The 18,232-nt window shown below is 69.1% G+C and carries 13 protein-coding genes and 1 pseudogene; 12 read left to right on the plus strand and 2 right to left on the minus strand.

The features are described from left to right. Positions 1-57: 57 nt before the first annotated feature. Positions 58-1,077 carry a DUF3644 domain-containing protein gene (locus QUE25_RS04940; RefSeq protein WP_286268037.1) on the minus strand — a complete coding sequence of 340 codons (1,020 nt, stop codon included), beginning with the start codon at positions 1,075-1,077 and terminating at the stop codon, positions 58-60. 1,164 nt (positions 1,078-2,241) lie between these two features. On the opposite strand from QUE25_RS04940, the gene QUE25_RS04945 reads away from it, so the two are divergent. Continuing rightward, positions 2,242-3,984 (plus strand): hypothetical protein, encoded by a 1,743-nt coding sequence (locus QUE25_RS04945; RefSeq protein WP_286268038.1) that lies wholly within the window; start codon positions 2,242-2,244, stop codon positions 3,982-3,984. Further along, positions 3,977-6,703 (plus strand): phospholipase D-like domain-containing protein, encoded by a 2,727-nt coding sequence (locus QUE25_RS04950; RefSeq protein WP_286268039.1) that lies wholly within the window; start codon positions 3,977-3,979, stop codon positions 6,701-6,703. Before QUE25_RS04945 ends, QUE25_RS04950 begins: the two co-directional genes overlap by 8 nt. A 109-nt stretch (positions 6,704-6,812) precedes the next feature. On the opposite strand, the gene QUE25_RS04955 is transcribed toward QUE25_RS04950, so the two are convergent. After that, positions 6,813-8,312 carry an RNA polymerase sigma factor gene (locus QUE25_RS04955; protein ID WP_286268040.1) on the minus strand — a complete coding sequence of 500 codons (1,500 nt, stop codon included), beginning with the start codon at positions 8,310-8,312 and terminating at the stop codon, positions 6,813-6,815. Between the two features lie 19 nt (positions 8,313-8,331). Between QUE25_RS04955 and QUE25_RS04960 the strand changes: the two genes are divergently transcribed. From QUE25_RS04960 to QUE25_RS05005, 10 genes and pseudogenes are all read left to right on the plus strand, one after another. After that, positions 8,332-8,967, plus strand: coding sequence for a precorrin-8X methylmutase (locus QUE25_RS04960; RefSeq protein ID WP_286268041.1), 636 nt, complete (start codon positions 8,332-8,334; stop codon positions 8,965-8,967). Between the two features lie 65 nt (positions 8,968-9,032). Continuing rightward, positions 9,033-9,785 carry a uroporphyrinogen-III C-methyltransferase gene (gene cobA, locus QUE25_RS04965; protein ID WP_286268042.1) on the plus strand — a complete coding sequence of 251 codons (753 nt, stop codon included), beginning with the start codon at positions 9,033-9,035 and terminating at the stop codon, positions 9,783-9,785. A 92-nt stretch (positions 9,786-9,877) separates the two neighbouring features. Continuing rightward, positions 9,878-11,113: a glutamyl-tRNA reductase gene (locus tag QUE25_RS04970; RefSeq protein WP_286268043.1), complete on the plus strand. Its 1,236-nt coding sequence runs from the start codon at positions 9,878-9,880 to the stop codon at positions 11,111-11,113. Continuing rightward, positions 11,110-12,144 (plus strand): uroporphyrinogen decarboxylase, encoded by a 1,035-nt coding sequence (gene hemE / locus QUE25_RS04975; RefSeq protein ID WP_286268044.1) that lies wholly within the window; start codon positions 11,110-11,112, stop codon positions 12,142-12,144. Before QUE25_RS04970 ends, hemE begins: the two co-directional genes overlap by 4 nt. A gap of 1 nt (position 12,145) precedes the next feature. Next, positions 12,146-13,306, plus strand: coding sequence for a TIGR04053 family radical SAM/SPASM domain-containing protein (locus QUE25_RS04980; protein ID WP_286268045.1), 1,161 nt, complete (start codon positions 12,146-12,148; stop codon positions 13,304-13,306). Next, on the plus strand, positions 13,303-14,793 hold the full coding sequence (gene hemG, locus QUE25_RS04985) for a protoporphyrinogen oxidase (RefSeq protein ID WP_286268046.1): 1,491 nt from the start codon (positions 13,303-13,305) through the stop codon (positions 14,791-14,793). Before QUE25_RS04980 ends, hemG begins: the two co-directional genes overlap by 4 nt. Beyond that, a complete protein-coding gene (hemQ, locus tag QUE25_RS04990; protein WP_286268047.1) occupies positions 14,790-15,446 on the plus strand; it encodes a hydrogen peroxide-dependent heme synthase in 657 nt (218 codons plus the stop codon). Before hemG ends, hemQ begins: the two co-directional genes overlap by 4 nt. After that, positions 15,443-16,489 carry a ferrochelatase gene (hemH, locus tag QUE25_RS04995; protein ID WP_286268048.1) on the plus strand — a complete coding sequence of 349 codons (1,047 nt, stop codon included), beginning with the start codon at positions 15,443-15,445 and terminating at the stop codon, positions 16,487-16,489. The genes hemQ and hemH overlap by 4 nt, the downstream gene beginning before the upstream one ends. Before the next feature lie 7 nt (positions 16,490-16,496). After that, positions 16,497-17,402: pseudogene (gene hemC / locus QUE25_RS05000) on the plus strand (hydroxymethylbilane synthase); the annotation flags it as partial. Between the two features lie 72 nt (positions 17,403-17,474). Further along, entirely contained in the window at positions 17,475-18,116 is a 642-nt protein-coding gene (locus QUE25_RS05005; protein WP_286268498.1) for a uroporphyrinogen-III synthase, read from the plus strand. Positions 18,117-18,232: the final 116 nt, after the last annotated feature.

The following is an 18,232-nucleotide window of genomic DNA, read 5'->3' on the forward strand; positions in this document are numbered from 1 at the left end:
AGCGAGTGGCAGAACAGGATGCGTCCTTCGGCTCTCGAGCCTTGCCGCGAGTACCCCTCAGCCCTTGGGCGCGGCCTTCGTCGCACGCAGGTGCTCTCGGTACTCGCGGCGGATCACGTCATATTGTGCGTCGGTGAGGTCGACCATGTACCTCACGGCGTCTCCAGACCAGACGTGAGTCGCGCCGTTGCTGTGCTTCCACGCCATGCGCGGGTTGTCACGCAGGTGCTCCTTCCAGCACAGGGCCTGGTGATCGTGGGTGGTTAGTGCCCTGTCCCTACCAGGGCCCTGGCGTTTGGCATTCACTCGCTTCACCAGCTCGGTCATCGTATACGGATGCGTCTGATTCGGATCGGTCTTCTTCACCATCACACGCTCGCCCTCGTGCGCCACGGACACCACTAGGTCGGCCCCCGTCACGGCCTTGGTAGAGCGCAGGTGCACGTCGTAGACAGCTGCGACGCGCTGCATGTCCGCGCCAGCGGCCTGAGTCGCGTCAAGCAGCTTGCGCAGGCCATCGATAAAGTCCTGGACCTCGGCGACAGCGCAGGTGGCCGGCTCGGCCTTCATGAACTGGATGGGCTCCGTCGGCGCCTTGGCTCCGAGGGGGAGGAGTTGCCATGTGATCGAATCGGCCAGGTCCTTGTGAAATCGGTCCAGCATGAAGTCTCGGTAGTTCAGGACGCTGGTCTGCAAGAAGGGGTAGACCAACTCGCCTAAGTCGGCGGCGTAGAGGTGCACTGCACGGTTGCGGTACTCGGTGAGAGCGGTGACGTTGGCCGCCAGGGCCCTGCCGTCGACGCCCGCTGGGAAGAGTTTGTGGGTGACGACCTGCTTGAGCGCGTCCTCGACCGCCAGCGTCCGGTACTGCTCGTTGCGCTTCTTGGGGTAGAAAATGCGCTTGCCGGCCTGCCGCAGAGCCGCCTTCAGCGCGAGCTCCCAGGCATTGACAACGAGAACCACGGTGACCTCGTCGCGGTAGTCCATCCGAGGCTTGTTGTACACCTCGATCGCCGCCAACATCGCTGAGAGCGAGTTCGCGACGAGTCGCCGCGAGGACACGTATGGCTGCGGCATTCTGCATCACCTCGATCAGATCAGCGGACGTCGATGGCAACGAGCCTAGAGGCGGCCACTGACGGAACTAGCCTGGCGTCCGGTTCCCGAAGCGCACGCCCTGTCAGGCGGTCCGGCGAGGTCGCCCTGCGGGCTGGACCTTCGGTCACTCGACCGCCCTGCCACGCATGGTCGGTCCAGCTGGCGATTCGCGCCAAGCTGGTCAGCTACCCATGTCCCCCGTGGGGGTAGGCGAGTCAGTTACCCGAGGTAGATCCAGGTGACTCGATTCACCAATGGGTCCTCCACCATTACCGCTCGACCCTGGAAGACGCCAACGGGGCAGCGTCGTGGTTGCCGCCTACAACGACCATGCCGAGCTCGAGGCCGCGCTGGCCACCTACGTCGGCACATCCGCAAAGAGGTCCCCAGTGACACGCCTGACCTTGCCGTGCAGGTCAGTGGTCCTCTGGCATGCAGGCCACCAAGCGGCGCAGGCACGCGACCGGACCTTGAGGAGAGCGATCATGCGTGGAGTGGAGGATCCTCGTCCCTACGCTCTGGAGGGCCCACTCCCATCTAGCGTGGCCTTCGTCGGGTGGGATTCTGAGGGCAACGAGTGGTCACCCCACTCGGGCCCACTACTTGACCAACCTACTCGGATGCGGTGACCGGCCCCAGACCGAACCCGAGCCGCAACAAGCTGCTGCCAGCGAACTACTTGGCCGCGGCTGCCCTGATAGCGGCACCCTCTGTCGACGACGCGCTGAGTCGGCAGACTGGCCTTTCGGCCAGCTCCGACACGCCTGATGTGGTGACTATGCCGCTTGCGCGGTGCTGGGCCACCCGGACGCGAGGAGCGGAGACCCCACCGCGTGGAACAGGCATACGACCGCGGAAACCGTCAAGGTGAACGCCCATGTGCGAGCAGCGCGATTGACGTGAGGAAGAGTTCCCATCCCAAGTGCGCCTTAGCCTTTCCTGACCATGCAGTAGGTCGTGGCGTCACTCAGTTGCCCAGGACCAACGTCTACCCACCCGGTGAGGCCGCAAACTCCCGGGCCTAGCCGGAGGCCCCCTGATGTCCTCGGTCCGCCCCGCTCGGCGACTTCGGCCTTTACCTCGTGACCGGCGAAGATGGACGCTGCCTCACCTGCATTGTGACGACCCAGTAGCGTCTCCAGTATGGCTGGCAAGGCGGCCGACCTGACGGGCGAAGTCGGCTGGGGTGATACCGGCCCGTTCTGGGCTGCACGCGCCTTCAACTCGAAGCGTGGACAGGATCATCTCGGCTTGGCATCAGTGAGCCAGGACCACATCCTTCCGATGCTCTCGCCCGGAATCAATGTGCTCACGCCCCACCCGAGGTACTGGTCGTTCTACCTCGTGGTGCTCGACGAGTTCTGGCGACGGGGGCTTCGGCCGAGCGCCTTTCGGGACTTCTTTCGCGCGCGAGAGGCGGCCTTCTCGATGGCATGCCACGTATGCGCGGCACCCGAGCACGCGAGCATCCAGTTCGGGATCAACGGCGCTCTGAAGATCGCGCCACACCGCCTCGATCCCGTCTTTGAACCGTCTACCGTGGCAGTCGATTACATGGTGTCCGCGCTTGGCGGCTATGGCCTCTACTACCGGACAGCCATGGAGTCGACCGGGGTGCTCGCAATCGCCCGTCGGGGCAGTGGACTGACCGTAGATGCGCCGACCCCGACCGGCCAAGCGATCGCGGCCGCGTATCGGAAGGCGATCGCGGGCACGATCCTCTGGGCGGAGTACTTGCGGAAGGACATGGAAGGACTGATCCACCGAGACGACCTGGTTGAGTTCGCTCGGGTGGGCTGCCTGTGCCAACTCCCCAACGCCGCAGACGCAGATCTTCCGCTCTTGCAGGACCTGTTCCTGCATGAGCCTGCGGAGGGCTCACCCCAACGGCGCGGAACCATGCGGATGCTCCTCGACCTCGGGATGACCTACGGCGCCGAGCCCATCGACGAGGATACTTACCGCCGGATGATCTACTTCCGCCAACTGAACGGCACCTCCTACCAGCCGCGGCCCGACCTCGCCGCGACCGCCCGCTACTGGCGAATCCTCCAGGCTCGCGAATACTTCGCGTACACCTTCAACCGGCTCCTCGAATGGCTCCGAGCGAACGGTGCAGGCAACGCGCCTGGCGTCACCACGCGCCCGATCGGAGATGTAGAGGCAATCATCGACACGGCGCTGTCGACTCATACGCTCGACGTCAACATCGCGCCGTCTTCCCCTGCACATGCGATGGCCGAGGAACTGACCACCAAGGTGGATGTGTCACCGTCGATCGACATGCCATGGCCGAGCAGCGAGGGATGGGACGAACAAGAGCTCTACTTGGCGACGCTGCCCAACCGCTCAGCTGACGACGCCAACACGTTCGTCCGGCTACTCTCCCTGCTAACGCTCGTCCATCATCGACTCGGCGTGCCCGAACGCATGCTCAGCCTCGACCCTGTCGCCACCTCACTGTTGGCCGAGGGAGCCTCGCAACGAATCGGGATGGCCACGTTCTTCCGCCAGTTCACCGAACGGCTGAGGGACGGCGCCACCGTCAGCCAGCTGGCCCACTGGATCATCGACACCAGGGTCATCACTCAGCACGAACGCGTCGCCATCGCGAAGCTCCCCGATGACACCTTCCGCATTCGACGAATGGGCTCAATGGTGGTCTTCTCCGAGCGCGAGGCCTTCTCGCCGCTCAACAGCTCCCGCTTCAATGCGCTCAGCACCATGGTGCACGAACTCGGCTTCATCTCCGCCTACGCAGATGCTGGGCGCACCCTCACCCCGGCTGGCACTCAACTGCTCGACATTGGTGATCTGCGAGCCGGCTCGCTAGCGAATGCGGCCAGCGCGCCAGAGGTACTCCCTCCCAGGGCCATCGATGGCTGACGCAGTGCGGTTGATCCTCCCCAACCACATCCAAGGGGAATGGTCGGCGGCCGTCCTGCTCACCTACACGGCCAACCTCAGCTTCTTCGAGAGCCAGTTGCTACCCCAACTAAGTCACGTGCCGGTGCGCGTTGTGCTCGCCGATGCCGACCGGCTGAGGGACACCTTCGAGCGAGCGAAGGCGGCCGGCGAAGGCCTCCGTCGCACCAATCGCACATACATCGTCGGCCCCATCCGCAGCCGCTTTGCGGCTCACGCGAAGGCCATACTCCTTCTCGGTCCTGCGAGGGGTTGGCTGGCAGTCGGCTCGGGCAACCTTGGCCTGGATGGGTACGCAAGTCCAGGCGAGTTGTGGCACACCTTCGCCTATGAAGACGCGCGCCCTGAGCATCTCGTTGAGTTCGAGACTGTGCGTGAGCTCATCGACGGCTGGCTGCCAGCCGTCGATCCGCCGGCCCGTGAGGCAGTCCGCCGTGCCTGGTCCACCGCAACTTGGCTCGGCGCGCAGCCTCCGGCGCGTGGAATCGTTCGCCACAACTTGCAGCGGCCGTTCATCGAACAGCTCGCCGAGGTCGTCACCTCCCCGGTACGCACGATGCGAGTGCACGCGCCGTTCTACGATCGTGATCTGTCCGGCCTTGCCACGCTCCTCAAGGGCGTTGTCGCGGAGAGGCTCGAAGTGCTCACTACCCAGGACACCTCAGTCGACGGGTCGACACTCAAGGCAGCGTTGGACGAGCTTCGTGTGCCGACCGCTTACCAGACGCTAGGGCTGAGGGATCCCAGCGAGGCGGGCACCTACCTCCACGCGAAGTGGATCCACCTGCTCTGCGATGACAAGGAGGTCCTCCTTTCAGGTTCGGCGAACCTCTCGTCGCCAGCCCTGGTCCGTTCCGGCGCCGCGGCGAACATCGAGCTCGCTACCCTGCGAACGGGAGGGCCGGGTTCCTTCAACAGGCTCTACGAGCCGTTCGTCATCGAACCACTGGCGAAACCCTCCTCGCTCACTTTCGCCGACACGGTCCCTGACCGTCATGGACCCCTGCCCGACGTCCCGAAGCTCATGTGGGCCGCGATCACGTCGCGGACACTGACGCTTGAGTTCGACCGTCCCAGCGAGCATCCCGATCCGAGCCTTCGCATCGTCGGAATCGGCGGCGCGGTCGCTTCACCGGAGGTGAACTGGCAGGACCCGCGCGTCGAACTGAGACTCACCGAAGACGACCTCGGGAGAGTCCACTCAGGCCACCTGGACGTGTGGCTGAACGAGGTGCATGCGGGCACGGTGTGGCCCTATCGGATCGACGCACTCAATGACCAGTTCGCCACGTCGAGCGCCAACGACCACCTGAAGCGACTCCGCGAACTGCCGTCCAGCGACGCTGACATGATGGAGCGGCTCGCCGCGCTCGAGCAGACCCTCATCATCGATTTTCAGTCCGCCTGGAGAATCTCCCACCCTGGCAAGAACCTCCCCGAGCCTGACGGTCAGACCGACGAACCCTTGCTCAGGCTCGAGCATCTCGATTGGGCGAGGATTCGACGCTCCCCGCAACACTTGGCGTACGGCTCCGCCAGTTCCTTGGCCGCCCCCGCCCCCACGAGCCTTCAAGTCGCACTCGCCGCAATCTCGGGCAGACTCGGTGAACTCGGACAGGTCGCCACCCCGACGAGGTCCGGGCTTGACGATCCTGAGGACCCCGACGCTGGCCTCGGTGCCGAACCGATCAGCGAAGACGAGTCGGTCGACGAGGAACAGCCACGGCGACTACCCATCAGCACCCGAACCCGCATGGCCTGGGGCAGGTTCATCGACCGCTACGTCCGCGCCATCGGCGATGATCGCTTCTTGGCCGAACTCGGTCCTCACGCCACAATCCAAAACGCCGCTATCTTCGCCGGCATCCTCACCCAACTGCTCAGGGAACACGAAGGCGGCCAGAGGCTTGTGGATCCCCAGCGAATCGTCCGCTCGCAAGTCTCGCTCTGGCGACACCTGTGGGGTGACGACAATCACCCGGGCCTCCTCGACGTCGACGATCCGGTCGTGGGTGCCTTCATCTACAGGACTGTTGAGGAGACCGGCCTCAGAGCCTCGGTCTTGGATGCGATCGAGGACGACGCCTTCGACGCTCTACCCGGAGAACTCCGAACGCAGGTCCGCCATCAACTAAATCGCGTCGTGTCGCTGCCATCATTCGACCTTGTGGCCACCGTTGACGAGGTCACAAAAGGGCAGCCCGCTCAAGTTGACGCCTGCATTGCCGCACTAGTCCGACTCCTTGCTCCTCGCGACGATCTAGAGAAGGCAGCCCACGCACTGAGCCGTCCTGACCTGCGCGCCAGCGAAGTCGATTGGGACACCAAAGCACTGAAACGCTGGGACCCACGCCAAGGCCAATCGATCAGCGCCACTGAGCGTGTCATGGTCGTTCACACGGCGATTCCGGACCTCGACCACGCAACCATGGCAACCTATCTCGCCCAACTCTCAGCGGCCGAGCTGATGACCAACACCGCCGGTGACTACTGGCGCATACACTTCCGAGGCAACGGCAAGTCACGGGCACTGTGGGATGCCCGGTTCAGGTACGGAACGACGTTCCTCGATGGCGAGGAGGACGACCAAGAGATCGACGACCTCACGCCGTTGTGGCCAGAGTGGTGGTTGGAGGCACAGGAGATCGGGCGCGCATTCGGCCGGCGAAGAACGGCCTGATGATCCCAACATCGCGAGCCCTAACAGGGATGATCCTTGGCTGGGAACAGATCACTGCCGATTACTCGATCCCGCTCGAGGCAACCGGCTCGCTCGTTCCCGCGTGACTTCATCGGGCAGGCCCGCGGCTTGGTCTCAGATCGGAGGAAGGCAGGGACGTCTGCTCGAACATGCGTTGCGCGCGTTCCAGTACGGGATCGATCTCCGTGTCGAAGGGCACCCAGGGGCGGTCGTCCGCGTGCGATGCGATGTCGTCCCTGATGTGCTCACGCGCTTCCTTGATGCGTCGGTGGGCGGTGCTCTCGGAGTACCCGAGGTGCTCGGCGATCTCCCGGAGCGGGTGACCTTGCATCGACGCCATCAGCGGCTCCCGCAGTGACGTAGGCAGCTGCCCGAGAGCCTGCGTGATGGCAGCGACAGCGTGCCGGTCCTCGACGAGCTGGCCCGGGTCGGGCGCGCGGCTGGCCGGGTCCCGGCCTTCGAGGGCCACCGTGCTGGGTCGGGGGGCAGTGATGCGCTTGCGAACCACGCCAGCGTCGTCGACGCCGCGCGAGCGGGCATGTTTGATCGTCATCCAGGCGTAGCTGGCCCAGCCTTCGGGGCTGGTGCGCTGGGGGTCGAATCGGTAGGCCGCACCCATCAGTTCGACGAACATCTGACCGCGAGTGTCTGCGGCGTTCGGGGTTCGTCTGGTCTGGGCGTAGACCATCGGGATGACCGAGCCAACCAAGTCGGTCACGGCCTGCCGCCCCTCGGCGACCAACTGCGGCCAACGCGATGGGTCGACCCCCAGGAGGATCTCGGGCGGGTTCAACGGATCGCCGGTCGCAGCGGCGGCACCGAGGTCGCGGGCCTGGCAGAGCGCCAGGATGGAAGGGCCGTCCAGGACCGTCCCGGGGCTGACCGTCGGTTCCATGGGTGCGATCCGTGCCGAGGCTCGGGGTTCCCGCAAAGCTGCGGCTTTGGGCTCCACTGGCGCGGGCGCCGGCGGAGCGTCGGGTGGGTCAGAGGGGCGGAGCATCTGGGGATCTGTCAGATACTCGAGTGAGAGTCGGCTGATCCTCGCGGCAGTGGGCCGGGCCGAGGGCTCGCCGACGAGGTTGGCGACCACTACCGCCTGGCCGAGCCCCGAGCGCAGCAGCACGTCCAGACGGACGCGGGAAGGCTCGGTGAGATCCGGGCGTCCAGTGAGTTGCCGCACGGCCGTGCCGACCTGGAGCATGACAGCTTGGTCGACGCGGGTGGCGCCGAGACGTCGGCCGTCGATCTGACTCAGCATGGTCTGGTGGGCGCGGGCGAGCTCGCGGATGTTGCCGACGAGAGCGTCAGCGTAGGGCCCGGGCAGCGCCCCGGCCTTCGCCGCCTCGTCCACCAGAGCGTGGGTGTCGCGCAGGATCGCCAGGTGCCCGATCGCCACACTGCGGCGCACGATCGGGGCATTGTGAACGGGCTGCACGGCTGCGAGCGCGGCCTGCCAGGCCGCCAGGCCGACGCTGGCGGCAGACCGGCTGGCTGGGGCGTGAATCGCGCCGTCGAGTGCCGTCTCGCCAGCCAGCAGCCATGCCTTCGCCTGCTCGCGATCAACTCGTGGCGCTGTGGGGCGAGGCATCGAGCGAGATGAGCGGCTCGTGACCTACCTCAAGGACGGGGCCGAGATCTATCGGCAGTCGTTCGCCATCATCGAGGCCGAGACCGACCTGGCCCGGGTGCCCGCCGAGCTGAGAGCCGCCGCCATCCGGATGGTGCACGCCTCCGGCCAGCCCGACCTGGTCGAAGACCTGGCCTGGTCGGACGGCTTCGCGGACGCTGCCACCGCCGCCCTGCGCGCTGGCGCACCGATCCTGTGCGATTCGAAGATGGTGGCCAGCGGCGTGATCCGGTCCCGACTGCCCCAGGACAACCAGGTGATCTGCATGCTGGGCGACCCGCGGCTGGACGCCTTGGCCGCCGAGCTGGGCACCACCAAGACCGCCGCGGCCGTCGAGCTGTGGCGTCCGCAGCTGGCTGGAGCGGTAGTGGCCATCGGTAATGCCCCGACCGCACTGTTCCATCTGCTCGAGCTGGTGGCCGACGAACCGTCCCTGGCCCCGGCCGCCGTGCTCGGCATCCCGGTGGGCTTCGTGGGCGCGGCCGAGTCCAAGCAGGCGCTGGCCACCAACAAGCTCGGCCTGGAGTACCTCATCGTCCATGGACGCCGCGGCGGCAGCGCCGTCACCGTGGCCGCCCTGAACGCCCTGTGCGGCCCGGACGGACGCACCGGCTGAGCCGCCCGCGGCCCCCAACCCACCTCCCATCCGACCCGCTTCCGCCCCAGCGAAAGGAACCCTTCATGAACGTCCGCCCTGCTCAGACCGGGGAAGTGATCCTGGTCGGCGGCGGCCCCGGCGACCCCGACCTGCTCACCGTCGGCGGCCTGCGCGCCCTGCAGCACGCGGACGTCGTTCTGTACGACCACCTCGCCCCACTGGCCTGCCTGGATGACACCAAGCCCGGCGCCACCCTGATCGACGTCGGCAAGTTGCCCGGCGGACGGCACACCGATCAGGCCAAGATCAACCAGTTACTCATTGAGCACGCGCAGACCGGGGCCAGCGTCGTCCGCTTCAAGGGCGGCGACCCGTTCGTGCTGGGCCGCGGCAGCGAGGAGTGGCTGGCCTGCGCCGAGGCCGGCGTCCCGGTCCGGGTGATCCCCGGCGTCTCCTCGGCGATCGCCGGCCCCGAGCTGGCCGGCATCCCGCTCACCCACCGCGGCCTCACCCAGGGGTTCACCGTGGTCTCCGGCCACGTCGGCCCGAACCACCCGGCCAGCACCGTGAACTGGCCGGTGGTGGCCAAGACCGCCGGCACCATCGTGATCCTGATGGGGGTTCGACACCTGGCCGACATCTGCGCGGCGCTGATCGCCAACGGGTTGGACGCCCAGACGCCGGCCGCCGTCGTCGCGCAGGCGACAACCCCCGACCAGCAGGTCGTCCGCGGCACCGTGGCCACCCTGCCCGCCCTGGCCGCCGCCGCCGGAATTCAGCCGCCGGCGCTGACCGTGATCGGCTCGGTGGTCGGCCTCGACCTGCTCCACCGGTGACCGGCTGCGACCCTTCGCCGGACTGCGAGCGGAGGCCCGCAGCCTCTGCCCCGGTTCGGGTCAACCCGGGGCGAGCGATTACCATGCTGAACGTGCCTGTGACCAGCGTTGGCGTGAACCACAACCTAGTAGCCCTGGACGAGCTGGCCAGGTTGAGCGTCGCTTCCGAGAAGATCCTGGCCCGACTCGATCGGGCCGACGTCCCCGGACGCATCCTGCTGAACACCTGCAATCGCTTCGAGCTGTACGCCGAAACCGAGACCTTCCACGGCGGCCTGGAACTGATCCTCGCCACGGTCCGCGAGGCGCTGGCACCCGCCGATCGGCACCTGGTCGATCAGTTCGAGGTGTACGCCGCGGACGCCGCCGTCCAGCACCTGCTCGAAGTGGCCAGCGGCCTGGACTCGATGGTGGTCGGCGAGGCCGAGATCATCGGCCAAGTCCGGGGCGCCCTGGCTGAGGCCGGCCCCCGGGCCAGCGCGGCTCTGCACCGGCTCTTCGATGCGGCCCTGACCACGGCAAAGGCTGTCGCCAGCGAGAGCGGGCTCGGTGAGGCCGGACGCTCCCTGGCCCAGGTCGGCCTGGACCTGGTCGAGGCCCGCCACTTCCCTCTGGCCGGACGCCGAGTGCTGCTGATCGGCACCGGCAGCTACGCCCGGGTGGTCATCGCCGCCCTTCTGCGCCGCGGCTGCACCGAGCTGTCGGTCTACTCCCCCAGTGGCCGGGCCGAGCAGTTCGCCACCAGCCACGACGTCCGTCCGGTCGCCGAGGACGAGTTGGATGCAGCCCTGGCCGCCACCGAGCTGGTGATCACCTGCAGCGGCGGACAGCACCGCGGCGAGCCCGTCCTGGGCACCTTCCAGCTGGCCGCCACCCGAGCCGGCGCACCACTGCTGCCGGTACTGGATCTGTCCTTGTCCGGTGACGTTGCCGCGGACGCCGACAAGCTGGCCAATGTCGACCTCATCGATCTGGACGAGGTGGGCGCCGCCGCTCCGGCCGCCCAGACCGCGGCCGTGCTGCGAGCTCGTGACCTGGTCAACCGCGGAGTGGAGACCTACCTACATCTGGAGCAGGGACGCCAGGCCAGCCCGGCAGTCACCGCGATCAGAGCACATGTCACCCAGTTCATCGAGCGGGAGATCGAGTCGGCCAACCGCCGCTACGACGCCGAGACCGCGGCCGCCGTGGCCCACTCACTGCGCCGGGTGTCGAACGCACTGCTGCACACACCGTCCCTGCGCGCGGCCGAACTGGCCCGCACCGGCGGACTCGACGACTACTCCCACGCCCTGCAGACCCTCTTCGGAATCGAGATCCCACGATGAGCCAGCCCACCTCTTCGTTGCTGACCGCCTACCGAGGCCAGCCGGTCACCCGGCGTCCTGTGTGGTTCATGCGGCAGGCCGGACGCTCCCTGCCGGAGTACCGGGCACTGCGCGAAGGCACCTCGATGCTGCAGGCCTGCCTGACCCCCGAGCTGGCCGCCGAGATCACCGTCCAGCCGGTCCGCCGCCACGACGTGGACGCCGGCATCTTCTTCTCCGACATCGTGGTGCCGCTGCGGCTGGCCGGAATCGGCGTCGAGATCGTCCCCGGTGTCGGGCCGGTGCTGGAGTCCCCGATCCGCAGTGCGGCCGACGTGGCAGCCCTCCCCGAACTCGACCCGGACGCCCTGGCGCCGGTCCGCGACGGGGTAGCGCTGGCCGTGGCCGAACTCGGCACTACCCCGCTGATCGGCTTCGCCGGCGCCCCGTTCACCCTTGCCTCCTACCTGATCGAGGGCCGGCCCAACCGCGACCTGCCCGCGACCACAGCTCTACTGGCCGAGGACCCGGAGACCTTCCACCGACTGCTGGGCTGGGTGGCCGGGATCACCGCCACCTTCCTGCGCGCCCAAGTCGAGGCCGGGGCCGTGGCCCTGCAGCTGTTCGACTCCTGGGTGGGCCGGCTGTCCCCGGCTGAGTACCGCAGCAACGTCCAGCCGCATTCGGCCGCGGTCTTCGCGGCCATCGCCGACCTGGGCGTCCCCCGGGTGCACTTCGGTACGGCCACCGCGAACCTGCTGCCCGACCTGCTGGCCGCCGGAGCCGACGTGATCGGCGTGGCCTCCGATCTGGGGCTTGATCAGGCCAATCAGCTGCTGGGCGGGGCCGTCCCGCTGCAGGGGAACCTGGATCCGGCGCTGTTGAGCGGCGACTGGGCGACCCTCGAAGCGGCCACCCGCGATGTCGTGGCCCGCGGTGCGGCCGCACCCGGCCACGTCTTCAACCTGGGCCACGGCGTCCACCCGGACACCGACCCGGACGTCCTCACCCGGCTCGTCGAGCTGGTTCACTCGATCCCTCCGGAGAACTGACATGCATCCCGCCGCCACCGGACATCCCGGCCACGCCCACCCGGGCGCCACTCGTCCCGGCCACGGTCACGGCATCGGCTCGGTGAAGCCGGACGGCTGGGTCTACCAGCGTGCGCCCATGATCATCTACTGGGAGCTGACCAATGCCTGCGGGCTGGCCTGCCGGCACTGCCGGGCCACCGCGATGCCGGACGCCGCCCCCGGCGAGCTGACCACCGCCGAGGCGATCGCTCTGCTCGACGACATCCTCGGTTTCGCCGGCCCCGGCGAGGCACTGCCACACGTGGTGATGACCGGCGGCGACCCGCTGCGCCGCGCCGATCTGCCCGAACTCGTCGCCGCCACCGCCCGCGGGATCGGGGTATCCCTGGCCCCGGCGGTCACCCCGCTGCTCACCCGGGAGCGGATGTTCTGGATGAAGGAGATCGGAATTCAGGCCATCTCGCTGTCCCTGGACGGCTCCACCGCCGAGTACCACGACGGCGTCCGGATGGTGCCAGGCACCTATGAGGCCACCCTCACCGCCCTGGACGATGCAGCTGAGGCCGGCCTGTCGGTGCAGGTGAACACCCTGGTCACCGCCAACACCGCGGCCGACCTGCCGGCGGTCTACGAGCTGCTCAGCACGCACACCTTGATGCAGTGGAGCCTGTTCTTCCTGATCTCGATCGGACGCGGCTCCGAGCTGGCTGAACTCAGCCCCGGCGAGGCCGAGCGCTGGCTGCTGTGGGCGGCCGGGGTGAACAAGGACGCGCCGTTCCGGGTGAAGACCACCGAGGCCATGCACTACCGCCGGCTGGTGACCCAGCCGTTGCTGCGGGCCGGCAAGAGCAAGGAGGACCTCGAGACGCATCCGATGTCGCGGGCCTTCGGGATCCGGGACGGCAACGGCATCGTCTTCGTCTCCAACCTGGGCGAGGTCACCCCGTCCGGCTTCCTGCCGATCAGCGTCGGCAACGTCAAGCAGCGCTCGCTGGTCGAGCTGTACCGCGACGATCCGCTGATGCGCGCGCTGCGCGACCCGTCCCAGTTCAAGGGACGCTGCGGGGTCTGCGAGTTCCAGGATTGGTGCGGCGGCTCCCGGGCCCGCGCCTACGCGTGGACCGGCGATCCGCTGGAATCCGACCCGCTGTGCCCCTATCAGCCCAAGGCCGGCAAGTGAAGCTGCTGGTCGTCGGTGGCGGGATCGCCGGGCTGGCTGCAGCCTGGGAGGCCATCGCTCGGCCCGGCACCGAAGTGGTGCTGGTCGAGGCCGACGCGCGCCTGGGCGGCAAGCTGCAGACCGAGAACACGGACGGTTTCCTGATCGAGCACGGCCCGGACTCGTTCGTCAGCTACCGTCCGGCCGCGGCCCAGCTGGCTCGCGAGGTCGGCCTGGGCGACGATCTGATCGGCACCTCCGGAACCCGTCAGGTCTACCTGCGCTCGCGGGAGCGGCTGCGTCCGATCCCGGCCGGGATGGGCATGGTGCTGCCGACTCGGCTGCTGCCGTTCGCCACCACCGGCATCCTCTCGGTGGCCGCCAAGCTGCGCGCCGGGCTCGACCTGATCTTGCCCCGCCAACTTGGGGCGGACGACGTGGCCATCGGCGCTTTCCTGCGCCGCCGGCTCGGCGGCGGCATCGTCACCGGCTTCGCCGACCCCATGGTCGGTGGCATCTACGGAGCCAGCGTGGACGAGCTGAGCCTGGACGCCGTCCTGCCCAGCCTGCGCTCGGACGAGGCCACCCACCGCAGCCTGATCCTGGCCTCGCTGGCTTCGGGCCGGAAGGCTCGCGCCGCCCGCCGGGCCTCGGGTACCCGCGGACCGGGCTCGCCCTTCCAAACCCTGCGCGGCGGTCTGGGCTCCTTGGTGGACGCGCTCGCCACCCAGCTCACCGCGGCCGGCGCCGACCTGCGCACCGGCGTCTCGGTGCTCTCGCTGACCCGAACCGAGGGCGGCGAAGCGCACGCCGAACTGAGCGACGGAACCGTGATCGAGGCCGACGCGGTGGTGCTGGCCGGCGGCGTCCGCAGCAGCGCCGAACTGCTGGCCGAAGCCGTCCCTTCCGCCGCGGACGCCCTGGCCGAGGTGCCGCTGGCTACCTCAAACGTGATCAACCTGGGCTACCGGGCCTCGGCCTTCCCGGCTCCGGTGACCACCCACGGCTGGCTCGAAGCGCAGGACGCCCCGATCAGCGGCGTCACGGTCAGCTCGGCCAAGTGGGCCGGACGCGCCGAGGGTGATCAGGTGCTGATCCGCGCGTTCGTCCCCGAACGCCTCGGCCGGATCGCCACCGCCGAGTCCGACGAGCTGCTGGCTACGGTGATCGCCCACGTCGGCACCGTGCTGGGCGCCACGCAAGCCCCGTTCCTGACCCGGCTCACCCGCTGGCGGTCGGTGATGCCGAAGTACACAGTCGGCCATCTGGATCGGATCGCCACCGCCGAGGCCGCCCTGGCCGCGCTGCCCACCTGGCGGATCGCCGGGTCGGCGTTGCGCGGGGTCGGGGTGCCCGACTGCATCGCCGACGGACGTCGCCAAGCCGCGGCAACCCTGGACGCCGCCGCCAACTCAGAGACCTCCGCCACTGCCACTCCCAGCTCAGAAGCCACCCCCACCCCACAGGCCACCCCAGCCCGAGCAACCGGAGTTAGGGTCGATTCATGACTGATGCGATCAGCTACACCTGCTATGCCGTCTTCACCCGCCGCGCCCCGGTGCCGGTGGACGTGGCCGCCGACGTCACCGAGCTGATCGGCGAACTTGCCGAGCTCGGCGTGACCACCCGCGGCCTGTACGACGTGCACGGGATGCCGGCCAAGGCCGACCTGCTGGTGTGGCTGCACGGCGACTCGGCCGAGCGGCTGCAGGAGGCGCAGCGCCGCTTCCAGCGGGAGGCGCTGGGCGGAGCGGTCGAGCTGACCTGGTCCGGCTTCGGCGTGCACCGGCAGGCCGAGTTCAGCCGCGAGCACGTCCCGGCTTTCCTGCGCGGCGCCGAGCCGAAGACCTGGCTGACCGTCTACCCGTTCGTCCGCTCGTACGAGTGGTATCTGCTGCCCGAGGACGAGCGTCGCGCCTTGTTGGCCGAGCATGGCGCGCAGGGACGCGACTTCCCGCAGGTGCTGAGCAACACGGTGGCCGCCTTCGCGCTGGGCGACTACGAGTGGCTGCTGGCCCTGGAGGCCGACGAGCTGGTCGACCTGACCGACCTGATGCGGCATCTGCGCGGCTCCGGCGCGCGCCGGCACGTCCGCCTCGAGGTGCCGTTCTTCACCGGACACCGGATCAGCCCGTCCGACCTGCCCCGCGTGCTGCGATGACCGACGCCGTCCTGCTGCTCGGTTTCGGCGGCCCCGAGGGGATCGATGAGGTGGTGCCGTTCCTGGAGCGGGTCACCGTCGGACGCGGGATTCCGCCCGAGCGGCTGGTCGAGGTCGGCCAGCACTACTTCACTCTCGGCGGGGTGAGCCCGCTGAACGCGCAGAACCGGGCGTTGCGGACGGCGCTGGCCGAGGCTCTGGACGCTGCCGGCTCGCCGATCGAGGTGGCCCTGGCCAATCGGAACTCGCCGCCGTTCGTGCCGGACGTCTTGGCCGAGCTGGCCGCCGCCGGACGCCGCGAGATCCTGGCCGTGGCCACGGCGGCCTACTCCGGCTACTCCAGCTGTCGGCAGTACCGGGAGGATCTGGGGACCGCACTCGCCTCGGCCGACCTGGGCCTGAGCGTCCGCAAGCTGGGCCCGTTCTACGACCTGCCGGAGTTCGCCGGCACCATCGCCGCGCTGCTCCTCGAGTCGCTGCCCGATGACATCTCACTCGATGACCCCGGCACCCGGTTGGTCTTCACCACTCATTCGGTGCCGACCTCGGCAGCTCGGGCGTCCGGCCCGTCCGGGGATGCCTACGTCAACCAGCACCGCTGGGTGGCCGAGCAGGTGGTGAGGCACCTGGCCGAGGCCATCGACGTCACCAAGCCGTGGGAGCTGGTCTTCCAGTCGCGCAGCGGCCCGCCGACCATGCCCTGGCTGGAGCCGGACGTGAACGACGCGCTGCGGGCCTACGCCGCCGAGGGCGCCACGGCCGTGGTGCTGGTGCCGATCGGCTTCCTTTCCGATCACATGGAGGTGATCTGGGACCTGGACACCCAGGCCCGCGATACCGCCGCTGAGCTGGGCATTCGCCTGGTCCGGACGCCGGCCGTGGGCACCGATCCACGCTTCGTGGCCGCCCTGGCGCGGCGGATCGCCGCCGAGTTGGCTGCGCCGTCCCCGGAGCCGGGGGCTGGCGACTTCTGCTCCGGTGGTTGCTGCGCGAACCCGCGCCGCGAGCTGCCGACCGTGCCCGGGACGGGGCTGCGTCGATGAGGTTGTGGTGATGAAGCTGCGGTTGGCGACGCGTGGCTCGAAGCTGGCCTGGGCGCAGTCCGGGATGGTCGCCGACCTGCTGCGGATGCACGGGCATGAGGTGGAGTTGGTCCGGGTCACCACGCACGGCGATGTGACCACTGCCCCGCTGGCCAGCCTGGGCGGGTCCGGGGTCTTCGTCGGAGCCGTGCGGGCGGCCGTGCTGGCCGGTGAGGCCGACCTGGCCGTCCATTCGTTCAAGGACCTGCCGACCGAGCCGAACGCCGACTTCATGCTGGCCGCCGTGCCCGAGCGCGAGGATCTGGCCGATGCGCTGTGCGCGCGCGACGGGCTGAGTCTGGCTGGGTTGCCGGCCGGGGCGCGGGTGGGGACGGGCTCGCCGCGGCGGGCCGCGCAGTTGCTGTTGCGGCGTCCCGATCTGGAGCCGGTGGCGATCCGCGGCAACGTGGAGACCCGGCTCTCCCGGGTCGGCGCCGACCTGGACGCCGTGCTGCTGGCCGCCGCCGGACTGCGGCGGCTGGGCTTGGCGGCCGCGATCACCGAGCGGCTGGACCCGTCGTGGTTCCTGCCGGCGCCCGCCCAGGGGGCGCTGGCGCTGGAGTGCCGCGCCGACGCGTCCCCGGAGTTGCGGGCCGCGTTGGCCGAGGTGGACGATCCGGCCTCCCGGGCTGCGGCCCTGGCCGAGCGGGCCGTGCTGCTACGACTGCAGGCCGGATGCGCTGCCCCGGTCGCCGCGCACGCCGTGGTTGCCGACGGACGCGTGGACGTGGTCGCCACAGTGACCGCCGTGGACGGCACCGCTCAGCTCACCGAACACGCCTCCGGGGCAGCCAACGCCGCCGAGCAGGTGGGACGCCAGGTAGCCGAGCAGCTGCTCGCTGCCGGTGCCGCCGACCTCGTCGATCTGTCCGCGGACAAGCCCAAACCCCTCGCCGGGCGGACCATCCTGGTTCCCGAGCGGGCCCCCTCCGGCACCGCGGCCACCCTGACCGCCGCCGGTGCCGACGTGATCCTGGCCGCCTTCACCGAGCAACAGCCGCTGCCTCTGGACGAGTTGCGCGCCGCCCTTGCCGAGGACTGGGACTGGCTCGTGTTCAGCTCCGCCAAGGCCGTCCCGGCGCTGGTCGAAGCCCTCGCCGGACGCCCCCTCACCGCTCAGCTCGCCGCCGTCGGCCCGGCCACCGCCGAGGCCCTTTCCGAAGCGGGCCTCACGCCCGCCCTGGTCGCCCAGCCCGCGAACGGCGCCGCCCTGGTCACCGCCTTCCCCGCCGGACCCGGCCGCATCCTCATTCCCGGCGCCGCCGACCACTCCCTCGAGCCCTCCGCAGGCCTGGTCGCCAAGGGCTGGGACGTCCACAACGTCGCCGTCTACCGGACGATCAGCCTCCCGCTGCCCGAGTCGGTCGTCTCCCGCTGGCAAGCCGGCACCATCGACGCCTTCATCGTCACCGCCGGCTCCGTCGCCCGCGCTGCAGTTCAATCGGCCGGCCTCCCCGGCCCGAGAGTCGTCGCCCTCGGCCCCTCCGCCGCCAGAGTCGCCACAGACCTGGGCCTCACCGTCGCCGCCACCGCGACCCGCCCCCTCGCCGCCGCCCTCGCCGACGCCGTCCTGGCCGCACTGTCCTGAGGCGGCTCAGCCCGTTTGGGGGTCGGCCCGCTCGCGCAATTCCGGTCGAGAGGCATTGCCTCCTCAAGCTGAACGCGCAGACCCCCGCTCATACCCTTCTTCTGACAGCCCGGATG

Source organism: Brooklawnia propionicigenes, from assembly GCF_030297015.1.
GTDB lineage: Bacteria > Actinomycetota > Actinomycetes > Propionibacteriales > Propionibacteriaceae > Brooklawnia > Brooklawnia propionicigenes.